18 protein-coding genes are annotated in these 19,766 nt (G+C 50.8%); 10 read left to right on the top strand and 8 right to left on the bottom strand.

Annotation, left to right across the window (positions count from 1 at the left end):
* Positions 1 to 12 precede the first annotated feature (12 nt).
* Together mrcB and hrpB are read right to left on the bottom strand one after the other, a co-directional pair.
* A complete protein-coding gene (gene mrcB, locus AACQ93_RS02505) occupies positions 13 to 2,463 on the bottom strand; it encodes a penicillin-binding protein 1B (protein WP_084419197.1) in 2,451 nt (816 codons plus the stop codon).
* A 104-nt stretch (positions 2,464 to 2,567) separates the two neighbouring features.
* The gene (gene hrpB, locus AACQ93_RS02500; RefSeq protein WP_064601941.1) at positions 2,568 to 5,036 is read right to left on the bottom strand and encodes an ATP-dependent helicase HrpB; all 2,469 of its coding nucleotides are present in this window, start codon (positions 5,034 to 5,036) and stop codon (positions 2,568 to 2,570) included.
* A gap of 152 nt (positions 5,037 to 5,188) precedes the next feature.
* Here hrpB and thpR point away from each other — a divergent pair, with 152 nt between their 5' ends.
* From thpR to panC, 8 genes are all read left to right on the top strand, one after another.
* A complete protein-coding gene (gene thpR / locus AACQ93_RS02495; protein ID WP_064601940.1) occupies positions 5,189 to 5,740 on the top strand; it encodes an RNA 2',3'-cyclic phosphodiesterase in 552 nt (183 codons plus the stop codon).
* Between the two features lie 37 nt (positions 5,741 to 5,777).
* A complete protein-coding gene (gene sfsA, locus AACQ93_RS02490) occupies positions 5,778 to 6,491 on the top strand; it encodes a DNA/RNA nuclease SfsA (RefSeq protein WP_064601938.1) in 714 nt (237 codons plus the stop codon).
* A gap of 129 nt (positions 6,492 to 6,620) precedes the next feature.
* Entirely contained in the window at positions 6,621 to 7,070 is a 450-nt protein-coding gene (gene dksA, locus AACQ93_RS02485; RefSeq protein WP_007464489.1) for an RNA polymerase-binding protein DksA, read from the top strand.
* Between the two features lie 76 nt (positions 7,071 to 7,146).
* A complete protein-coding gene (gene gluQRS / locus AACQ93_RS02480; RefSeq protein WP_064601936.1) occupies positions 7,147 to 8,031 on the top strand; it encodes a tRNA glutamyl-Q(34) synthetase GluQRS in 885 nt (294 codons plus the stop codon).
* Between the two features lie 103 nt (positions 8,032 to 8,134).
* The gene (gene pcnB / locus AACQ93_RS02475; RefSeq protein WP_064606454.1) at positions 8,135 to 9,517 is read left to right on the top strand and encodes a polynucleotide adenylyltransferase PcnB; all 1,383 of its coding nucleotides are present in this window, start codon (positions 8,135 to 8,137) and stop codon (positions 9,515 to 9,517) included.
* On the top strand, positions 9,514 to 9,999 hold the full coding sequence (folK, locus tag AACQ93_RS02470) for a 2-amino-4-hydroxy-6-hydroxymethyldihydropteridine diphosphokinase (protein ID WP_064601934.1): 486 nt from the start codon (positions 9,514 to 9,516) through the stop codon (positions 9,997 to 9,999). The genes pcnB and folK overlap by 4 nt, the downstream gene beginning before the upstream one ends.
* A 25-nt stretch (positions 10,000 to 10,024) precedes the next feature.
* The gene (gene panB, locus AACQ93_RS02465) at positions 10,025 to 10,819 is read left to right on the top strand and encodes a 3-methyl-2-oxobutanoate hydroxymethyltransferase (RefSeq protein WP_064601931.1); all 795 of its coding nucleotides are present in this window, start codon (positions 10,025 to 10,027) and stop codon (positions 10,817 to 10,819) included.
* A 10-nt stretch (positions 10,820 to 10,829) separates the two neighbouring features.
* A complete protein-coding gene (gene panC / locus AACQ93_RS02460) occupies positions 10,830 to 11,714 on the top strand; it encodes a pantoate--beta-alanine ligase (protein WP_064601930.1) in 885 nt (294 codons plus the stop codon).
* Between the two features lie 97 nt (positions 11,715 to 11,811).
* On the opposite strand, the gene AACQ93_RS02455 is transcribed toward panC, so the two are convergent.
* The gene (locus AACQ93_RS02455) at positions 11,812 to 12,582 is read right to left on the bottom strand and encodes an ABC transporter permease (protein WP_064601928.1); all 771 of its coding nucleotides are present in this window, start codon (positions 12,580 to 12,582) and stop codon (positions 11,812 to 11,814) included.
* The gene (locus AACQ93_RS02450) at positions 12,579 to 13,502 is read right to left on the bottom strand and encodes an ABC transporter ATP-binding protein (RefSeq protein WP_064601926.1); all 924 of its coding nucleotides are present in this window, start codon (positions 13,500 to 13,502) and stop codon (positions 12,579 to 12,581) included. The genes AACQ93_RS02455 and AACQ93_RS02450 overlap by 4 nt, the downstream gene beginning before the upstream one ends.
* 339 nt (positions 13,503 to 13,841) lie before the next feature.
* Between AACQ93_RS02450 and can the strand changes: the two genes are divergently transcribed.
* Positions 13,842 to 14,495 (top strand): carbonate dehydratase, encoded by a 654-nt coding sequence (can, locus tag AACQ93_RS02445; protein WP_064601924.1) that lies wholly within the window; start codon positions 13,842 to 13,844, stop codon positions 14,493 to 14,495.
* Between the two features lie 69 nt (positions 14,496 to 14,564).
* On the opposite strand, the gene hpt is transcribed toward can, so the two are convergent.
* Positions 14,565 to 15,098, bottom strand: a complete 534-nt coding sequence (hpt, locus tag AACQ93_RS02440) for a hypoxanthine phosphoribosyltransferase (protein ID WP_064601922.1) — start codon at positions 15,096 to 15,098, stop codon at positions 14,565 to 14,567.
* A 216-nt stretch (positions 15,099 to 15,314) separates the two neighbouring features.
* Here hpt and AACQ93_RS02435 point away from each other — a divergent pair, with 216 nt between their 5' ends.
* The gene (locus AACQ93_RS02435) at positions 15,315 to 15,920 is read left to right on the top strand and encodes a TetR/AcrR family transcriptional regulator (RefSeq protein ID WP_064601921.1); all 606 of its coding nucleotides are present in this window, start codon (positions 15,315 to 15,317) and stop codon (positions 15,918 to 15,920) included.
* A gap of 90 nt (positions 15,921 to 16,010) precedes the next feature.
* Here AACQ93_RS02435 and AACQ93_RS02430 read toward each other — a convergent pair whose 3' ends face one another.
* From AACQ93_RS02430 to AACQ93_RS02420, 3 genes are all read right to left on the bottom strand, one after another.
* Complete coding sequence (locus tag AACQ93_RS02430) at positions 16,011 to 17,051, bottom strand: ABC transporter ATP-binding protein (RefSeq protein WP_064601914.1); 1,041 nt, start codon at positions 17,049 to 17,051, stop codon at positions 16,011 to 16,013.
* Positions 17,051 to 18,679: an ABC transporter permease gene (locus AACQ93_RS02425; protein ID WP_064601913.1), complete on the bottom strand. Its 1,629-nt coding sequence runs from the start codon at positions 18,677 to 18,679 to the stop codon at positions 17,051 to 17,053. The genes AACQ93_RS02430 and AACQ93_RS02425 overlap by 1 nt, the downstream gene beginning before the upstream one ends.
* Before the next feature lie 62 nt (positions 18,680 to 18,741).
* A complete protein-coding gene (locus AACQ93_RS02420; RefSeq protein WP_064601911.1) occupies positions 18,742 to 19,755 on the bottom strand; it encodes a Fe(3+) ABC transporter substrate-binding protein in 1,014 nt (337 codons plus the stop codon).
* Between the last annotated feature and the right edge of the window lie 11 nt (positions 19,756 to 19,766).

The following is a 19,766-nucleotide window of genomic DNA, read 5'->3' as shown; positions in this document are numbered from 1 at the left end:
ATTAACTGAAAATCAGTTCCAGGTGAACATCCCCTTTATCCATCCTGCCGGCTTACTGCCATCACAGCGGGAACGTAACGAGCCGTCCTTATCCCAGGCAGGCAAAGACTGATTCCCTGCGCAGTCCATCGCTAAGGTGCCGTTCGGCAGACGGTTATACTTAACCGTCGTCAACTTCTTAGGCCAAGTCAGGCGCAGTGCCTCAGGGTGACGACGCTCCAGATAATTGTTGTAGAGACGCAGAGCACCGGCAGAGCCTGTCAAGTTAATTGGCTTGTTATCGTCACGACCAAGCCAGACAGTCACCACTTCCCGACCATCAATACCGACAAACCAACTGTCCCGCGCTTTGTCTGTTGTCCCGGTTTTACCGGCCAGCGCCGCCCAACCAAACTTCGGTTTCAAAAATCTGGCCGTTCCCTGACTGACTACATTCTTCATACCGTAAGTTGTCAGCCAGGCGGCTTGCTCTGGCACCACCTGTTTGGCTTTCGGATAGCTCTGGAACAGCAGATTCCCCTGCTGATCAACCACAGCACGCAGTGCCGTCAATTCAGCCTTACGCCCGCCGCTGGTGACTGACTGGTACATCTGAGTCACCTGATACGGAGTCAGCGTAAAAGCACCTAGCAAAATTGATGGCAGTTTAGGGATTTCATTGCGATCCACGCCCAGCTGAACCATGGTATTGATCACCTGCTCCAGCCCGACCTGCATCCCCAAGTTAACAGTCGGAACATTCAACGACTTCGCCAGGGCATAATACAAAGGCACCTCACCACGGAACCGACGGTCATAGTTTCGCGGCTTCCAGGCCGTTCCGCGACTCCCTTTGAGTACGATAGGCTTATCATCCACCGTTGTTGCCAGGGTGAATTTTTCAGGCTTGCGCAATGCAGCCAGGTAAACCGCGGGCTTCACCAGAGAACCAATCTGTCGACTGGCATCAAGAGCACGGTTAAATCCGGCATAACCCGGCCGGCTGCCGCCAATCATCGCCCGGATTTCACCACTCTGGCGGTCAACCGCAACAACCGCGGTCTCAACCTTGGTTTTCGCTTTCTTATTAAGTTTCGGCACCATAGACAACACAGCCTCTTCCGCTTTCTGCTGTGACAGCGGATCTAAGGTACTGAACACCCTCAGGCCAATCCCCGGAGTAAAGTTATCCCCAACTTTCTGCTTCAGCTCACGCTGCAACTGCTGGAAATACGCCGGCTGACGACTGGCAATCTTAGGGCGAGACTGGACATCTAAAGGACGGGAAGCTGCCTGCTCATACTGTGCACCATTCAAGATACCGTTATCCATCATCAGCCTCAGAACCAGATCCCGACGCTGACGCGCCCGCTCCGGATTACGCCACGGGTTGTAATAAGATGGTCCTTTTGCCATCCCCACCAACAAGGCCTGCTGATCAATACGCAGTTCCTGCAACGGACGGCCAAAGTACAACCTCGCACCAAGTGCAAAGCCGTGAACCTCTTTCGCTCCGTCCTGCCCCAGGTAAATTTCATTTAAGTACGCTTCAAGAATCCTGTCCTTGCTGTAGCGATAATCAATAATTAGGGCAATGTAGGCTTCACTCAGCTTCCGCAGCAATGTTCGATCCCGGGACAGGAAGATATTCTTGGCCAGCTGCTGAGTCAGGGTACTGCCGCCCTGCACTGTCCTGCCCGCTTTCAAGTTCACCACCAGCGCACGTAGAATAGCCAACGGTGAGACACCTTCATGGTGGTAGAAATCGCGGTCTTCGGTAACCAGCAAGGCATCAACAAGAACCTCAGGGAACCGCTCCCGCGGCAGGAAGATACGCTGCTCACCTTCTTTGGTGCCCAACATCCCCAGCATCTTGGGTTCAATACGCAGGTAGCCAAGCTGGCGCTTGGTTCCCACCTCAGAGATGCTCTTCAGCTCGTTATCAGTAAACGTCAGCATCACATGGCGAGCGCCCTCATGGCCGTCCTCGAATTCAAAAGGACGACGGATCAGTTCAATCCGGGTTGAAGAAGACGAGTACTCACCTATCCGCTGCGGTGTCCTGACTTTATGGTACTGCAGCAAATCAAGCTCCCGGCGGATCTCATCCAGCGTCATCGCCTGATCAGGCTGTAAAGTTAGCACACGACCGTAAACAACCGCAGGCAGATTCCACAACTGACCGTCGAACTTATCGCGAACCACATTATCCAGATAGATCCCGACAACAAGCAGTACAGCAACCACTGCAATCGACACTTTCAAACCAAAGCTCAACAACCATTTGAGCCACCGTGGCATTGATGATTGCTTCTTTCTGGTACTCTTTTTCTTGCCCCGCTTTGCCGGGCGTTTTCTGGTTGTTGTTTTAGCCGACTTCGCCGCAGGTTTACGCCGGGTCGTGGCGGGTTTCTTTTCTCCGGGCTTTTTCGTGCCCGGCTTTTTGGGTGCAGGTGCGGCAAAGCGAACTGGCAACTTAATCATGGTGCTTTCTTCATTCCCGAAATCCACTTCCTTGCAACAGGCATCTACGCCAATAACAAGGAAGTAAAAATAGCAGGCCGCCCGTCCGGGGCGGCCATAGCAGATTACAGATACTTTTTAGTTTTACGTGTTGGCGCATGATTGGCAGGATCATCCGGCCACACATGCTTGGGATAACGTCCCTTCATCTCTTTTTGTACTTCACGATAAGAACCTTGCCAGAAAGCGGCCAGATCCTGAGTAATTTGTAATGGTCGCTGAGCAGGTGACAACAGCTCAAGTACCACAGGGACTTTCCCGTTGGCAATCACAGGAGAGCTCTTTTCACCGAACATCTCCTGCATCCTTACCGCCAGCGCCGGCTTTTGACCAGCCTGATAACGAATAGGGTAACGAAAACCAGTCGGCACCTGATAATGTGTCGGAAGCGCGGCATCCAGCGCCTGAGCTTTATCCCAGCCCAGGCGGGACTCCAGTGCTGCAACCAAATCCAGCTTATCAAGGGCTTTTAGAGTCTTCATCCCATGCATAAACGGCAACAGCCATTGCTCAGCTTCAGCCAGCAAGGTTGCCTCATCCATTGCAGGCAACTCCAGCTCTGGCAGCCATTCAGCAGCGCAACGGGCTCTGAGCAACAAACTTTCTGCACGATTGTTCCACGGCAGCACAGCCAAGCCTTTGCGGACAACCGCATTCAGCAGTGCTTCACTCGCCTTAGCCGGATCCGGTTCACCCATAGGGGTTCGCAGCAGAACCAGCTGACCACAACATAGGTGCTTTTCAGCGGTCAGGCGGCCTTTCTTATCATCCCAGTCCAGCCATTCCCGCTCAACAAAGAGGTGCGGCAATATATCCTGCAGTTGCTCCCCGTCAGCCGCAATAGCCGAAAATATCCGGCTGTCACCCTGACGGGTTTTCACGACATCCGCCACCACCAGCATGGCTTCATCTGCCATCGGCTCATCCGGCAACAGCATCGCGCCCTGGCCGTTGGCCAGCTGGTAACGCCCGTCACCGCCACGGGAAAGTGCTATTCGATCCGGGAAACCGGCAGCCATTAAAGGAGCAATCCATTCCGGAGCAACATTAAACGCCGATGATTTGGTGTCGGTCAGCTTAGCCAGATGTTGTTTCGCCCGCTGATGGTACTGTCCGCTTCGCGGTAATTTCCCCGCCTCCAGCAGGTTTAACTGAAAATGCAGATCCGGGTTATTCATTCCGCGCGGCGGATCTTCAAGCAGAGCCACCAGCATAGCCGCCGTTGTCATTGCTGCCGCTCCGTGCTGTTTTGCCATCAGCAATATTGCAGCATGGCGCGGTTCGGCACCAAGCAGCTGGATTTGCTGGCCTTTCTCTGTCAGCTGATAACGTTCATCCATCGCGCCAAGGCTTCGCAGCAAACACCTCGACTGCGCCAAAGACGGTGCCGGCGGCAAATCCAGCCAGCGCAACTCACCGGCATCACTGCAACCCCATTGCGCCAGCTCCATCGCAAGGCCGGTCAGATCTGCACGCATAATTTCAGGTTGCGGCACCGCTGGCTGTCTGGCAAGCATCTCTTCACTGTACAAGCGCAGGCAGATACCCGGCTCCAAACGTCCGGCTCGACCGGCTCGCTGCTCAGCAGAAGAGCTGGCTATTCGTACCGATTCCAGACGGCTGATCCCGGTTTTAGGATCCCACTGAGCGATGCGCTCCAGACCACAGTCGACAACCAGGCGGATCCCTTCAATGGTCAGGCTAGTCTCAGCGATATTGGTCGCCAGCACGACTTTGCGCTTTCCTTGCGGTGCCGGCATGATTGCCTGTTGCTGCTGTGTTGCACTAAGTTGCCCATATAAAGGAGAGACCAGCACATCCGCGCCGACTCTTTCTTCCAGCAATTCAGCCAGACGACGAATTTCCCCTGCCCCCGGCAGGAACACCAACATTGAGCCAGTTTCGCTGTTTAGCAGGTTTTGTATTTCTCGGGCGGTACTTTCAAGGAGCTGTTTGCTGTCTGCCACTGTTTTATAGAGGTGCTCAACCGGATAACAGCGACCTTCAGACTCGATATATCCGGCTTCCGGCATCAAAGTGGTCAGCGCTTCGGCATCCAGTGTCGCTGACATCACCAGCAGCTTTAGATCGTCACGCAACGCTTCCTGCACTTCCAGTGCCAGTGCCAGTGAGGTATCGGCATGGATACTGCGCTCATGGAATTCATCAAAAATCAGCAGGCCGATACCTTCCAGCTCCGGATCCTGTTGCAGCATCCGGGTCATCACCCCTTCAGTCACAATCTCCAGCCGGGTAGCAGCACTGATCCGGGTTTCCCCCCGGACACGGAAGCCAATCGTCTGGCCGACCTTCTCACCGAGCTGAGAAGCCAGGTAGGTTGCAATATTGCGGGCAGCCAGGCGACGAGGTTCCAGCATGATAATGCGCCCGTCGATACCGCCCTGCTGCAAAATAGCAAGCGGCAACCTGGTCGACTTACCGGCACCCGGTGGGGCCTTTAATATAAGCTGGGAACGAGATTGAAGCTGCTCAAGCAGCGGAGATAGAACGGCATCAATAGGCAGCTGTGACAATGTGAAAACCTTGTGTCATATTCAAATTACGCTGGACGCTATTGTACAAGAAAGTCGATTACCAGACCGAACATTTATCCGGCATATCAGCATACCGCTATCTATTGACGATACTAACGATTTCATTCGCTCATCAACCGGGTCGAGTCATAATGAACAGTAAGAACGAACGTCTATTCTTTGCCCTGGCGCTGGATCAGCCCGCCGAAAACAGACAGGCCTTCCGCCAGCTTTGTCATTTTTCCAGCCAGCTTCCTGAAGGCGGACGTAGGGTTCCCAACCGTAACCTGCACCTGACCCTGGCTTTTCTCGGCCAGGTCACGCTGGAGCAAAAAAGCCTGCTGATAAAACTGACAGAGCAGATCTCAGTTAACTCGTTTACTATCCATTGTTCACTATTGCGCTACTGGAAACGCAGCAAGATTCTCTGGCTGGGCAGCGAAGAAGCGCCACCACAGCTTTACCTGCTGGCGGATGAGCTCAAATCAGCCGCTCAGGCTGTCGGGCTGGAGCAGGATGAACGCGACTACATTCCGCATATCACCCTGAAAAAGCAGTTCCCCCGCCGTCCGGACCCGATGCCGCAAAGCCCGCAGCTTTCCTTTCACTTTCAGCATTTTGGCCTGTATATTTCAGAACCCTGCCAGACGACACACGGCTCCGGCGTCCAATACCGGTGCCTGCAGCAATGGCCGCTCAGGTGAGCTCAGACATCAACGGGATAACTTAACAGGATAAACAATGAAATTTGACCAACCGTTACAGGCTGCTAAATTGATTAAACGCTATAAGCGCTTCCTCGCCGATGTCGAGCTCCCGAATGGCGAGGTAAAAACAATGCATTGTGCCAATACTGGCGCAATGACAGGTTGTGCCGAGCCTGGCAGCACGGTCTGGTATTCCACTTCAGATAACCCGAAGCGGAAATATCCCAATAGCTGGGAGCTCACTCAAACCAAGGAAGGGCACTGGATTTGCGTCAACACAGCCCGGGCAAACCGCCTGGTAGAAGAAGCAATTAACAAGAAAGCCATCACAGAACTGCAAGGCTATTCGTCACTTCGAACAGAAGTAAAGTATGGTAGTGAAAACAGCAGGATAGACATATTACTTAGCGACGAAGACAAACCATCGTGCTACATAGAAGTTAAGAGTGTCACTTTGCTGGAAGAAAATGGTCAAGGATTTTTCCCGGATGCCGTAACCACCCGGGGGCAAAAGCACCTTCGGGAGCTGATGGAAGTGGCTCAACGCGGGGAAAGAGCTGTGCTGTTTTATGCAATTTTGCATTCAGGTATTGAAAAAGTATCCGCAGCACACCATATAGACCCGGACTATCATCAGTTGATAAAAGAAGCAGAACAGGCCGGTGTAGAGATCATCTGTTACAAAGCGGTATTGGACCAGAATGAGCTCTATTTGGACAATTGTATAGAATTCCGCCAAACCTCGTGAAAAATGATGCTTTCTTCACATTGGTATACAATAGGATATATGCAGTAATTGCCTCCAATTATCCTTTCTGCTATAGATTACCGCCCAATTTAACCAGTGACGGTTATTAGGTATATTAGGAGATGCTATATGCCAGAGAGCAAAGGTAAAAAATCGCTAGGCATCCTGGCTATTGCTGGGGTCGAGCCGTATCAGGAAAAAGCTGGCGAAGAATACATGGGAGAGGCGCAACTGGAGCACTTCCGTAAAATTCTAGAAGCTTGGCGCAATCAGCTTCGTGAAGAAGTTGACCGTACCGTAAACCACATGCAGGACGAAGCTGCAAACTTCCCTGATCCAGTTGATCGCGCGGCGCAAGAAGAAGAGTTCAGCCTGGAACTGCGTAACCGTGACCGTGAGCGTAAACTGATCAAGAAGATCGAAAAAACGCTGCAGCGCATCGAAGACGATGACTTTGGTTTCTGTGACTCTTGTGGTATCGAAATCGGTATCCGTCGCCTGGAAGCTCGTCCGACAGCCGAACTATGTATCGACTGTAAAACGCTTGCTGAAATCAAAGAAAGACAGATGGCAGGCTAATACTGCGGTATTATATTCCATCAACCATTATTAAGAGGGAGCGGCTGCTCCCTCTTTCATTTCTACTGATTTGTTTATGAGTACAGAAAACCGCTATATCGGACGTTTTGCTCCTTCCCCGTCAGGCCCATTGCACTTTGGCTCCCTAATCGCGGCCCTGGGTAGCTACCTCCAAGCCCGATCACATCAAGGATCCTGGCTGGTTCGCATGGAAGATCTGGATCCACCAAGGGAAATGCCTGGTGCTGCCGATGATATCCTGCGCACCCTGGAAGCATACGCATTACAGTGGGACGGCGGTATCATGTACCAAAGCCGACGCCATGACGCCTACCAGGCCCAGATCGATGCCTGGCTGCATGAACGGGAGGCTTACTACTGCCAATGTACCCGTAAACAAATCAAAATGGCCGGCGGTTATTACCCAGGAACCTGCCGCGAATTACACCAACAAGCCGCTAATAGTGCTGTTCGTTTAAAAGTTACTACGCCTGTTACCCATTTTTACGATAAACTCCATGGCCGAATTGAGATCCCCGAAGCTCTGGCCCAGGAAGATTTCATCATTCACCGCCGCGACGGTCTCTTTGCCTACAATCTGGCAGTCGTGCTTGATGATATTGAGCAAGGCGTGACCGAAATCGTACGCGGAGCCGATCTGATAGAACCTACCGGTCGGCAGATTAACCTTTACCGCCTGTTGCAACATCCGGAAGTCAGCTACCTGCACCTTCCGCTGGCTGTAACTGAAAACGGCAACAAGTTATCAAAGCAAAACCATGCGCCAGCTATCGACAAGGCCAACCCGAAACCGGCCTTGCTCCAGGCGATGACCTTTCTCGGGATGAACCCGCCAGCCGACCTGATGGCCTGCAGCCTGGACGATATCCTGAAATGGGGTGCTCTGCACTGGCGTGTTGACCGGCTGCCCAAGACGACAGCGATCACACTAGCATTCTAAAATTGCCTGCCGTGATATATGATATGCGGCTGTTTGTTGAACCAGATCCACGAAAATGAGGTGTATTATCTTTAATCGAGTAGCCAGCTTTTGCCGTAAGGTATTGAATCGCGACAGTAGTACTCCCGCCAATGAGGAGCAGGCTTTGCAAATTTTTCAACGCCAAGAGCACGGCATTTCACGTAAAGATATCAGCGAAAATGCGCTGAAGGTACTTTATCGCCTCAATAAGGCCGGTTATGACGCCTACCTTGTAGGCGGTGGTGTTCGTGATCTGTTACTGGACAAACAACCGAAAGACTTTGATATCGCTACCAACGCAACACCGGAAGAGATCAAAAAGCTATTTCGCAACTGCCGCTTGATCGGCCGTCGCTTCCGCCTGGCGCATATCCTGTTTGGCCGTGACGTTATTGAAGTGGCAACGTTCCGTGGTCACCATGCCGATGCCAAACCAAATATTCGCAACAAACAGAATATTTCCGCGCAGAATCAGGAAGGCATGCTGCTGCGTGATAATGTCTACGGCACCATTGATGAAGATGCCGAGCGCCGAGACTTTACCATCAACGCGCTTTACTACAGTATCAAAGACTTTACTGTCAGCGACTACGCCAACGGTGTCCACGATCTGGAAAACCGTATTGTCCGCCTGATGGGCGATCCGGAAACTCGCTACCGCGAAGATCCAGTTCGGATGCTGCGTGCTGTGCGCTTTGCAGCCAAGCTAGACATGGATATCGAAGAGAAGACAGCCGCGCCTATCCATCAGCTGTCGACACTGCTACAGGATATTCCTGCAGCCCGTCTGTTTGAAGAAAGCCTGAAGCTGCTTCAATCCGGTAACGGACTAGAAACTTACAAACTGCTGCGCCACTACAACCTGTTCCAGCAACTGTTCCCGCTGCTGTCTGAGCACTTTACCGAAGAGCAGGACAGCCAGACCGAGCAGATGATCGAGCATATCCTGGCTGCAACAGACAAGCGAATCGTTGAAGATAAGCGGGTAAACCCGGCCTTCATGTATGCAGCTATGCTGTGGTACCCGATGGTAACTCGCGCAGAAGAGATCTCCTTTACCAGCGGCCTATCCTACTATGATGCCTTTATGGTGGCATCAAACGATATCTTGGATGAGCAGGTGAAGACGATTGCGATCCCTCGCCGCTTCACTACGACTGTCCGTGATATCTGGCAGCAACAAATGCGCTTTAGCCGTCGTACCGGCAAACGTGCCTTCAAGATGCTGGAGCACCCGAAATTCCGTGCCGCTTATGATTTCATCGAGATGCGCGCCCTGTTTGAAGGTGATGACGTCAAAGAGCTGGCCGACTGGTGGAATGAATTCCAGTCAGCAGATCGTAACAAGCGCGGAAAAATGGTGCAGCTGATCAACGATGGCAACGGTGGCCAGCGTCGTCCGCGTCGCCGCCGTCCTCAGCGTCGCAGAAGACCACAAGCTAAATCATCAGTTAAATCATCATGATCCGAGCTTATATTGCAATAGGCAGTAACCTGGGTGATCCTGTCGCCCAGGCCAACAGCGCTATCGAAGCGCTGAAAACCGTACCGGGAATCAAAGTCGTTGCCGAGTCATCTCTTTACAGCAGCACTCCGATGGGACCTCAGGATCAACCTGATTACATCAATGCTGTTGTCGCCATTGACACGACTCTGTCACCACTTGAACTGCTCGACCAGACCCAGGCAATCGAACTGAAGCATGGCCGGGAACGTAAGGACGAGCGCTGGGGCCCGAGAACCCTGGATCTCGATATTATCCTGTACGGCGATCTGGTGCAGGACTCTGAGCGACTGACCATCCCGCACTACGGTATGAAAGTACGTGAATTCGTACTCTACCCGCTGGCAGAAATTGCCCCGGATTTAATCCTGCCTGACCAAACAGCACTGCAAACTCTGCTGTCTCAGGTAGATCGCAATGGCCTATCCGTCTGGAACCACTAAGGCATTGTTTTAGGGAGATAAGTTTATGAAAAAGATTACCATCAACGACCTAATGAAATGGAAGCAGGAAGGTCGTAAATTTGCGTCAGTAACCGCTTATGATGCTAGCTTTGCCCAGCTGTTTGAACAGCAGGAAGTACCCGTCATGCTGGTGGGCGACTCTCTGGGTATGGTACTGCAGGGCAAACCGGACACTCTGCCTGTCAGCGTACAGGATATCGCCTATCACACCCGTTGTGTGCGTGCCGGCAGCCCGAATTCACTACTAATGGCTGATATGCCTTTCATGAGCTACAGCACACCGGAGCAAGCTTGTGAGAATGCTGCCGAACTGATGCGTGCCGGTGCCAACATGGTGAAGCTTGAAGGCGGTGCCTGGCTGGCTGAAACTGTTTCAAAACTGACAGAACGAGCAGTTCCTGTCTGTGCCCACCTTGGCCTGACGCCTCAATCAGTAAACATTTTTGGTGGCTATAAAGTTCAGGGACGTGACTCTGACCACGCTGAGCAGATGGTAAAAGATGCTATCCTGTTGAAAAATGCAGGCGCACAAATCATTTTGCTGGAATGCGTACCGGCCCGTCTGGCGGAACGCATTACCAAAGCTGTCGAAGTACCAGTGATTGGTATCGGTGCAGGTAACGCGACCGACGGCCAAATCCTGGTGATGCATGACATGTTCGGTATCTCCGCCAACTATATTCCACGCTTCTCAAAGAACTACCTGGCAGAAACCGGCGAGATGCGTGCGGCTGTTACCAAATACCTAGAAGATGTCGAGGCCGGGACGTTCCCGGGCCCAGAACATACCTTTGAGTAAGGAATTAAAAATGCAAACATTCGCTGAGATTGCCCCGATCCGAGAGCAAGTTCGCCTGTGGCGCCGTGAAGGCCGCCGTATCGCGTTTGTTCCGACCATGGGCAACCTGCATGAAGGCCACCTTACACTGGTTCGTAAAGCGCGTGAAAACGCTGATATCGTCGTTGTCAGCATCTTTGTTAACCCAATGCAGTTTGATAAAGCTGACGACCTGGCTAACTACCCGCGCACCCTTGACGACGATCTGGCGAAACTGAACGCTGAAGCCGTAGACATGGTCTTCACCCCAACGCCGGACATCATGTATCCGCAGGGCCTGGATCGCCAGACCTTTGTCGATGTTCCGGGTCTGTCTACTATGCTGGAAGGCGCGCTGCGTCCGAGTCACTTCCGCGGCGTATCCACCGTTGTGACTAAGCTGTTTAACATCGTTCAACCGGACGTAGCCTGTTTCGGTGAGAAAGACTACCAGCAGCTGGCTTTGATCCGCCAGATGGTTAAAGACATGGCGATGGACATCGAAATCATCGGTGTACCGACCGTACGTGAAATGGACGGCCTGGCAATGAGTTCTCGCAATGGTCTTCTGACTGTTGATGAGCGTCAACGTGCACCGGTTCTATCCCGCTCTATGCGTTGGATCAGCAGCCAGATGCGCGGTGGCCGTACCGATTACTCGGAAATTGTTGTTGATGCCAGCGACCAGCTGCGTGCTGCAGGCCTGCAACCGGATGAAATCTATATCCGTGATGCCGCGACTCTGCAGTCAATCTCAGAAGAAAGCCAGCAGGCCGTGATCCTGATGTCTGCATTCCTGGGTAAAGTTCGCCTGATCGATAACCAGACAGTTGATCTAACACCTCCGGCTCCGGCAGAGCAGCCATCAGACTCTTAAATGATTCATTATGACTGATACAAAAATCCCGGCCATGTGCCGGGATTTTTTATGGTTGTAGCTTTTAATAAGCACAGCTTTTCGATTTTAGCCGTTGCTATGAACGCAAACCGATGCCACGGGAAATCAAATAGTGGACAAAGCCATACAGTGCCAGAGTAAATGCGCTGAGAACCGCGAACGAAGTACCGATACCGACATCAGAGACACCCAGGAAGCCATAACGGAAAGCATTAACCATATAAACAATAGGGTTAAGCTTGGATACGCCCTGCCAGAACTCAGGCAACAAACTCAATGAATAGAATACCCCGCCCAGATAAGTCAGCGGTGTCAGCACGAATGTCGGGATAATACTGATGTCATCAAATGTCTTGGCATATACCGCGTTGATAAGACCGCCCAGTGAGAAAACCACAGATGTCATCAGCACAGTCGCAATCACCACGACCGGATGCGCAACCTGCAGATCTACAAACAATAGCGACACTACAGACACAATAAAACCAACCCCTAAACCACGCAGCACACCGCCACCGACATAACCGGCGATGATCACATAGTTAGGCACCGGAGCAACCAGCAGCTCCTCAATGTTGCGCTGGAACTTGGCACTGAAAAACGACGAAGCTACATTGGAATAGGAATTGGTGATCACCGACATCATGATCAAACCAGGAACGATATATTCCATGTAAGTAAAGCCGCCCATCTCACCGATACGACTGCCGATCAGGCTGCCAAAAATGATGAAATACAAAGTCATGGTGATTGCCGGCGGAACCATGGTCTGAATCCAAATCCGGGTAAATCGGTTAACCTCTTTGGTGATCAGGCTCTTAAAGGCGATCCAGTACTGGCGCTTCATGCTTGCTCTCCTTTGCTCTGTGCCACCAGAGTGACAAACAATTCTTCCAGACGGTTCGCCTTATTACGCATCGACTTTACTTCAATCCCCTGCTCTGTCAGTTGGGAGAATACATCGTTCAGGCTTTCTCCCTTGGAGATATTCACCTCAAGGGTGTGATTATCCGGCAGTTTCCAGTCAATCCGGTTCAGCTCGGGCTTATTGCCGTTCAAGTTCACATCCAAAATAAAGGTTTCCGTTTCCAGCTTACCCAGCAGCGCTTTCATACTCGTATGTTCAATCAAAATCCCGTTGTTGATAATACCGATATTGCGGCACAGCATTTCAGCTTCTTCCAGGTAGTGAGTCGTCAGGATAATAGTGACCCCCTGGCGGTTAATTTCACGCAGAAAGTCCCACATAGAACGGCGCAACTCAATATCAACCCCAGCAGTCGGTTCATCAAGGATCAACAACCTAGGCTCATGCATCAGCGCACGGGCAATCATCAGCCGGCGCTTCATACCGCCAGAAAGGTTCCGAGCCCGCTCATGGCGCTTTTCCCACAAATCCAGCTGGCTTAGGTACTTTTTCGCCCGTTCTTTCGCCTGCTGGCGTTCTACGCCGTAATAACCGGCCTGATTCACAACGATCTGTTCAACCGTTTCGAACTGGTTGAAATTAAACTCCTGAGGAACCAAGCCTAACTGATTTTTCGCATCAACCAGTTGAGTATCAATATCGTAGCCAAAAACCTTTACCGTTCCTGATGTTTTATTGACCAGTGAACTGATGATCCCGATGGTGGTAGATTTCCCGGCACCATTTGGGCCAAGCAAAGCAAAAAAGTCCCCTTCTTCGACATTCAGGCTCATATTTTTCAGCGCCTGAACACCGCCCTTATAAATTTTGCTTACACTTTTTATTTCCAATGCGTTCATAAAATGCAATCTTTATGTTAGAAATTTTATTCACTCGGACAACTAATCCGATTTGCTATCTGGCCAGCTTGTGTATAGTGGAGCCAGTTTTCATAACTATCCGCCCTGGCATAACCAGGGGTGATACTTATGTGAATTAGTAATACCCGTCGGAATGTTTCTCTGGCGTCAGCCCTGAAAAGTATTATTACTTCAGAACAGTGAGACATAGCTGAAAGCGCGATATTGCTTGATTTGGAAAGAAATCAATACACCTGTAATCAAGCGCTATTTCCAACAGACAGAAATAATATAATGTTTCCCGACAGGTATAAGAATGTATCAGAGAAAGGCATCATCATGGCAGATATTAAGCAGCTCTTCGCAAATAATCTCTCCTGGTCAGAGAATATTAAGGAAGAAACCCCGGAGTTCTTTACTCACCTAGCAAAAGGCCAACGCCCTGAATACTTATGGATCGGTTGTTCTGACAGCCGGGTTCCCGCTGAACGATTAACCGGCCTGGATTCCGGTGAACTGTTCGTTCACCGTAATGTTGCCAACCAGGTGATCCACACCGATCTTAATTGCCTATCGGTGGTTCAGTATGCGGTTGATGTACTGAAAGTAAGACACGTAATTGTCTGTGGCCACTACGGCTGTGGCGGGGTAACGGCCGCTATCGACAACCCTCAGCTTGGCCTGATCAACAACTGGCTGCTGCACATCCGCGACCTGTATCTGAAATACCGCCCGGAATTAAGCACCCTGCCACGCGAAGAGTGGAGCGACAAACTGTGTGAAATCAATGTTGCAACTCAGGTTTATAACCTGGGCAATTCCACCATCATGCAGCAGGCATGGGAGCGCGGCCAGAACGTTAAAATTCACGGCTGGATCTACGGCATCGGCGACGGTGTTCTGAGGGATCTCGGCGTAGCCGCCACCAGCAAAGAAGGCCTGGAAGAAGCCTACCAGAACGCCATGGCTTCAATCGTCCCGACCATCGAGTAAGAGCAATCGGGATATATACCAATAAAAAAAAGCGACCTTAACGGTCGCTTTTTTTAAATCCGTAAAGCATTAATCTTCAAGTGGTACTACTCTGCCGATAAATGGCAGGTGACGGTATTTTTGCGCGTAGTCGATACCTACACCAACAACGAACTCATCAGGAATCTCGAAACCAACCCACTCAACATCAACATGAACCTCACGACGCTCAGGCTTATCTAGAAGCGTACAGATACGAATTGAGTTCGGCTCACGCAGTGCCAGGATCTCGCAGACTTTGTTCAGGGTATTACCAGTATCGATAATATCTTCCACCAGCAGCACATCTTTACCTTTAATGTCATCATCCAGATCTTTCAGGATGCGTACATCGCGGTTGCTTTCCATGGTATTGCCATAACTTGATGCAGTCATGAAGTCGACTTCATGCGGAAGCTCGATCGCACGAGCCAAATCGGCCATAAATACGAAAGAACCACGCAACAGGCCAACCATTACTAGGTTTTCAGAATCCTTGTAGCACTCTGTGATCTGCTGTCCCAGCTCTTTTACCCGCGCCTGAACATCCTGCTCAGAAATCATTACTTCAACTGTGTGCTTCATCTTCTTCTCCATCAGGACGGCTCAATCAACCGCCTGCAGGCTATCACTCTCAACGGATCTCTATTCTAACACTCACAGTTATTTTATCGATACTGTCAACTATATGATACAGCTTGAATAAAAACTGGTTTGAACGCAATCTGTTGCTATTGTAAAGTTATGAGGAAGAATCAGCATATAACTTTAAAAAATAGTTAGGGCTAGGGAATAAGCGAAATGGATACGATCGTTAAGAAAACCAGAACACGCCTTTCACCAGAAAAAAGAAAACAGCAATTACTTGATTACGCGCTGGATGTTTTTGCCCGTCGCGGCATCGGTCGTGCAGGTCACGCCGACATCGCCGAAATGGCCAACGTGTCCGTAGCAACTGTGTTTAACTACTTCCCAACTAGGGAAGCTCTCGTCGAACAGGTGCTAACGCAGGTTGAAAACCGATTCAGCACAATGCTACAGACATGTATGGGCAACCCAGGCAAACCATTGCTGCTGCGCCTCAACTGCATCACTCACAACCTGATTGATGCCGTTATCGAACAGCAGGACTGGCTAAAAGTCTGGTTTGAGTGGAGTACTTCAATCCGTGATGAAATCTGGCCACAGTTTACTCACGATAACCGTAAGAGCCTTGAATGCCTGACTGAAATGTTTGCAGAAGGACAGGAAAAACAAGAGATCTCCACTCAACAACCTGCGGAGAAACTTGCTTGGCAATTGTACGGTATTTGCTACGTGCTTTACCTGCAGGCCAACCTTAACCCAGATCAGGAACAGATGCGAGAACTGGCTGATGGTTATGTTACCGGTCTCCTTGGTAAATAACTTACCGTCTCAGTCTTTCAATCCTCCAAACAAGGCCAGCGTTAAGCTGGCCTTATATTTATCGTCAAAGCAATAACTTAAACGGATAAACTAACATGCGGTATCAAAAACAACTGGGTCATGCGGCTCTAGCTCTACCGCCACCTTATCGCCGACCTGCAGGATGAGATGCGAATTGACCATCAGCTTGTGTCCCTGATAATCCACCGTATAGCGACAGCTGTCGCCCATGAATAACTGCTCAGTGATCACCCCGAGCCCTGTTTCGGCCGGTTTGATCCTCAGGTTTTGTGGCCTCAGTAACCATTCAACATTGGTCCCGGAGCCATACTGTCTGTCAGCTTTCAGATCAAGCTCACCAAACGGTGTAAACAACTGATGATCATTCTTCACCGTCGCCGGTAGATAGGAACCGGTTCCCAGAAATTCAGCAACAAACCGGCTGCTCGGACGATAATACAGCTCTGTGGCATAACCAAACTGCTCAATCACCCCGTTATTCATTACAGCCAGACGATCAGCAAAAGCAAAGGCTTCTTCTCGACTGTGAGTAACAAAAATCGCTGTCACCCCCTGCTCTTTAAATATCCGGCGGATCTCTTTGATCAACCCATGACGGACCTGGGTGTCGATATTGGAGAAAGGCTCATCCAGCAAAATTAAATCCGGCTCACAAGCCAGAGCCCGGGCAATCGCGACTCGCTGCTGCTGACCGCCAGATAACTGGTGAGGGTAGCGTTTATCCAATCCGGTCAGATGCACCAGCTCCAGCATATCCTTAACTTTGGTTTCAATCCGGTTGCTATCCCAGTCTCGTAACCCAAAAGCTATATTCTCTGCCACCGTCAGATGCGGAAAAAGGGCGTAATCCTGGAAAATCATACCGATGTTACGCTTTTCTGGTGGCAGCCAGGTATGCTGGTCCGCAATCACCCGTCCATTGATATGAATATCACCACTTTCCAACGGCAACAGGCCGGCAATGGCTTTAAGCAATGTTGTCTTACCACAGCCACTGGCCCCCAGCAGGCAGACAATCTCGTTATCTTTGACAGGCAGGGAGAGATTCTTCAGTACCGCCTGCCCGTTGTACTTACATGTCAGGTTTCGAACGGATAATGCATGACTCATCAGTGTTTCTGCTCCAATGAACGGTTAACCATCACCAGTGGGATCAAGCCAACAAAGACAAGGATAATCGCCGGAAGGGCTGCCAGCTCAAGCTGCTCATCTGAGGCGAAGTTAAAGACATAAGTTGCCAGTGTTTCGAAATTAAAAGGCCGCAACAACAAGGCTGCGTTGAGTTCCTTCATTGACTCAATGAACACCAACAAACCGGCGATCAGGCATCCTCTGCGAATAAGAGGCAGGTGAACCCGGCGCAACATTTGGGTTGAAGCATAGCCCATAGTTTTTGATGCCATGTCCAGCGATGGCGGCACCTTAGCCAGGCTACTTTCGATACTACCGATCGCCACGGCGGCAAAACGCACCACAAACGCAAAGATAATCGCAATCATAGTACCGGAGAAAAACAGGCCCGGACGGCCAAAACCAAAGCTAATCGCCATATCGTTAAGTAGGTGATCTGCACTGGTCAGCGGGATCATCACCCCGATAGCCAAAACAGTTCCGGGCACAGCATACCCCAATGACGACATCCGGATCGGCACCAGCGTCGACCTGCCGCCATCAAGACGACGATAAAAATTCACAGTGAGCGCCAACAGCACAGCCAGTAAAGCAGCTACCGTGGCTACAAACAGGCTGTTCAAGCTGTATTGCTGAAATTCAGGCGTCCAGCTCTCGGCGAAGTAATGCCAGGTGTAATATCCCAGCTGCAACAATGGCAAAGCAAAAGCAAAGCAGAACAGCCCCCAACACCAAACCAGAGCCAGCCATTTGTTCAGTCCTGTCAGGGTATAGCGAATATCATCACCATGCTCAAACTCCTGCTGAAACAGCTTCTGCTTGCGGCGGCTGAAACGTTCAGCACTGATCAACAAGAAGATCACCATCAGCATGATGGCGGAAATTTTGGCGGCAGCATTGAGATTGGAGTACCCCAACCAAGTATCGTAAACCGCGGTTGTCAGGGTGTTGACCGCGAAGTAACTGACTGTACCGAAATCTCCCAGCGTCTCCATCGCCACCAGTGACATACCGACAGCAATAGAAGGACGAGCCAACGGCAGCGAAATCCTGCGGAAGCTATCCCAAGGCGAACAACGCAGCAAACGGGCTGATTGAAGCAGGCTGACACTCTGTTCCATAAAGGCTGCACGGGCCAGCAAGTAGATGTAAGGGTAAAGGACTAAGGCCAGAACCAGACAGGCTCCACCTAACGAGCGAATGTCCGGGAACCAGTAATCATGGATAGTTTGCCAGCCAAACAAGTCGCGAAGGAAAATCTGGATCGGGCCGGCATAGTCAAACCAGTCGGTATAGATATAACCAATGATGTAGCCGGGCATCGCCAACGGCAGAACCAGAGCCCACTGCAACACTTTTTCTCCGGGGATCCGGCACATCGCCATGATCCAGGCAGCAGGCAGGCCAAAAAGCAGGGCAAGCACCAGGGTTCCGGTTACCAGCCAGAATGTATTGCCGGTATAGGTCGCCATGACTGTGCCCATCAAGTGAGAGAAGACCTCATCAGACTCTCCCATCGCGGTATAAAAAATTGCCAGAACGGGCAAAACCAGCAGCAGGGAAAGCCCCCAGCCACTGGTTCGCCAAAACATATATTTTTCTTTCATTGCTTACTACTTAGCACCAATGAATAAATGGGGCATGGTGCCCCATTTTTTGTAACGACTACTTACAGATCAAACTTCACTTCATCCAGTAGTTTGATCGCCGTGCTGTGATAGTGCGCCACTTTTTCCAGTGACAGGTTATCAGCACTGAAGTCACCCCATGACGCAACAAGCTCTGAGCGCTTAACACCTTCCTTCACCGGATACTCGTAGTTCACTTCCGCATACATATGCTGTGCCTTATCATCGGTCAGGAATTCCATCAGCTTCTGAGCATTCGCTTTGTTAGGCGCATACTTAGCCATCGCCATACCGCTTACATTCACGTGAGTACCATTTGCTTTCTCACCCGGGAAGTTAATGTAAACCGCTTCAGCCCATGACTTCTGCTTCTCATCATTCACCATTTTGCCCAGGTAGTAGCTATTGCCGATCGCCAGATCACACAAGCCTTCCTTCACTGCTTTCACCTGGGCACGGTCATTACCCTGAGGCTTACGTGCCAGGTTCGCCTTCACGCCTTTCAGCCATGCTTTCGCCTCAACCTCACCATGATTAGCAATCATTGAAGAAACCAACGACACGTTATATGGGTGCTTACCGGAGCGAGTACAGATCTTGCCTTTCCATTCAGGCTTCGCCAGATCTGCGTAGTCAAAGTTCGCAGGAAGGTGACCAACACGGTCACGGGAAGAGTAAACGCTGCGGGTACGCAATGTCAGCGCAAACCACTCATCTTCATTGTCACGGTACTGTGCCGGAACGTTTTTCTCGATTTCTTTACTGTCTACAGGCTGAACTAGTTTCTTGTCTGCCAGCTCAACCAGACGGCTGATATCCGTTGTCAGAATAACGTCCGCCGGACTGTACTCACCTTCCTGCTGTAGCTTCTCAGCCAGGCCCTTCTTGGCAAATTTCACATTAACCTTAATACCGGTTTCTTTTGTGAATTCATCAAACATTGGTTCAACCAAGAATGGTTGACGGTAAGAATAAACATTTACTTCTTCAGCAGCAGTCGCCACCTGTGGAGCCGCCAAACCAACCAGAATCGCCGAAGCCAACAGCTTTTTCATTTATCATCCCT

Origin of the sequence: Photobacterium sp. J15, assembly GCF_963870815.1 — a bacterium.
Lineage (GTDB): Bacteria > Pseudomonadota > Gammaproteobacteria > Enterobacterales > Vibrionaceae > Photobacterium > Photobacterium marinum.
This window is presented reverse-complemented; position numbering and strand designations above follow the sequence as displayed.

Bases quoted from the DNA above. Each gene is read 5' to 3' on its own strand.
- mrcB (WP_084419197.1), bottom strand. From the start codon at position 2,463: ATGATTAAGTTGCCAGTTCGCTTTGCCGCACCTGCACCCAAAAAGCCG.
- thpR (WP_064601940.1), top strand. From the start codon at position 5,189: ATGAACAGTAAGAACGAACGTCTATTCTTTGCCCTGGCGCTGGATCAG.
- sfsA (WP_064601938.1), top strand. From the start codon at position 5,778: ATGAAATTTGACCAACCGTTACAGGCTGCTAAATTGATTAAACGCTAT.
- dksA (WP_007464489.1), top strand. From the start codon at position 6,621: ATGCCAGAGAGCAAAGGTAAAAAATCGCTAGGCATCCTGGCTATTGCT.
- gluQRS (WP_064601936.1), top strand. From the start codon at position 7,147: ATGAGTACAGAAAACCGCTATATCGGACGTTTTGCTCCTTCCCCGTCA.
- folK (WP_064601934.1), top strand. From the start codon at position 9,514: ATGATCCGAGCTTATATTGCAATAGGCAGTAACCTGGGTGATCCTGTC.
- panB (WP_064601931.1), top strand. From the start codon at position 10,025: ATGAAAAAGATTACCATCAACGACCTAATGAAATGGAAGCAGGAAGGT.
- panC (WP_064601930.1), top strand. From the start codon at position 10,830: ATGCAAACATTCGCTGAGATTGCCCCGATCCGAGAGCAAGTTCGCCTG.
- AACQ93_RS02455 (WP_064601928.1), bottom strand. From the start codon at position 12,582: ATGAAGCGCCAGTACTGGATCGCCTTTAAGAGCCTGATCACCAAAGAG.
- AACQ93_RS02450 (WP_064601926.1), bottom strand. From the start codon at position 13,502: ATGAACGCATTGGAAATAAAAAGTGTAAGCAAAATTTATAAGGGCGGT.
- can (WP_064601924.1), top strand. From the start codon at position 13,842: ATGGCAGATATTAAGCAGCTCTTCGCAAATAATCTCTCCTGGTCAGAG.
- hpt (WP_064601922.1), bottom strand. From the start codon at position 15,098: ATGAAGCACACAGTTGAAGTAATGATTTCTGAGCAGGATGTTCAGGCG.
- AACQ93_RS02435 (WP_064601921.1), top strand. From the start codon at position 15,315: ATGGATACGATCGTTAAGAAAACCAGAACACGCCTTTCACCAGAAAAA.
- AACQ93_RS02430 (WP_064601914.1), bottom strand. From the start codon at position 17,051: ATGAGTCATGCATTATCCGTTCGAAACCTGACATGTAAGTACAACGGG.
- AACQ93_RS02425 (WP_064601913.1), bottom strand. From the start codon at position 18,679: ATGAAAGAAAAATATATGTTTTGGCGAACCAGTGGCTGGGGGCTTTCC.
- AACQ93_RS02420 (WP_064601911.1), bottom strand. From the start codon at position 19,755: ATGAAAAAGCTGTTGGCTTCGGCGATTCTGGTTGGTTTGGCGGCTCCA.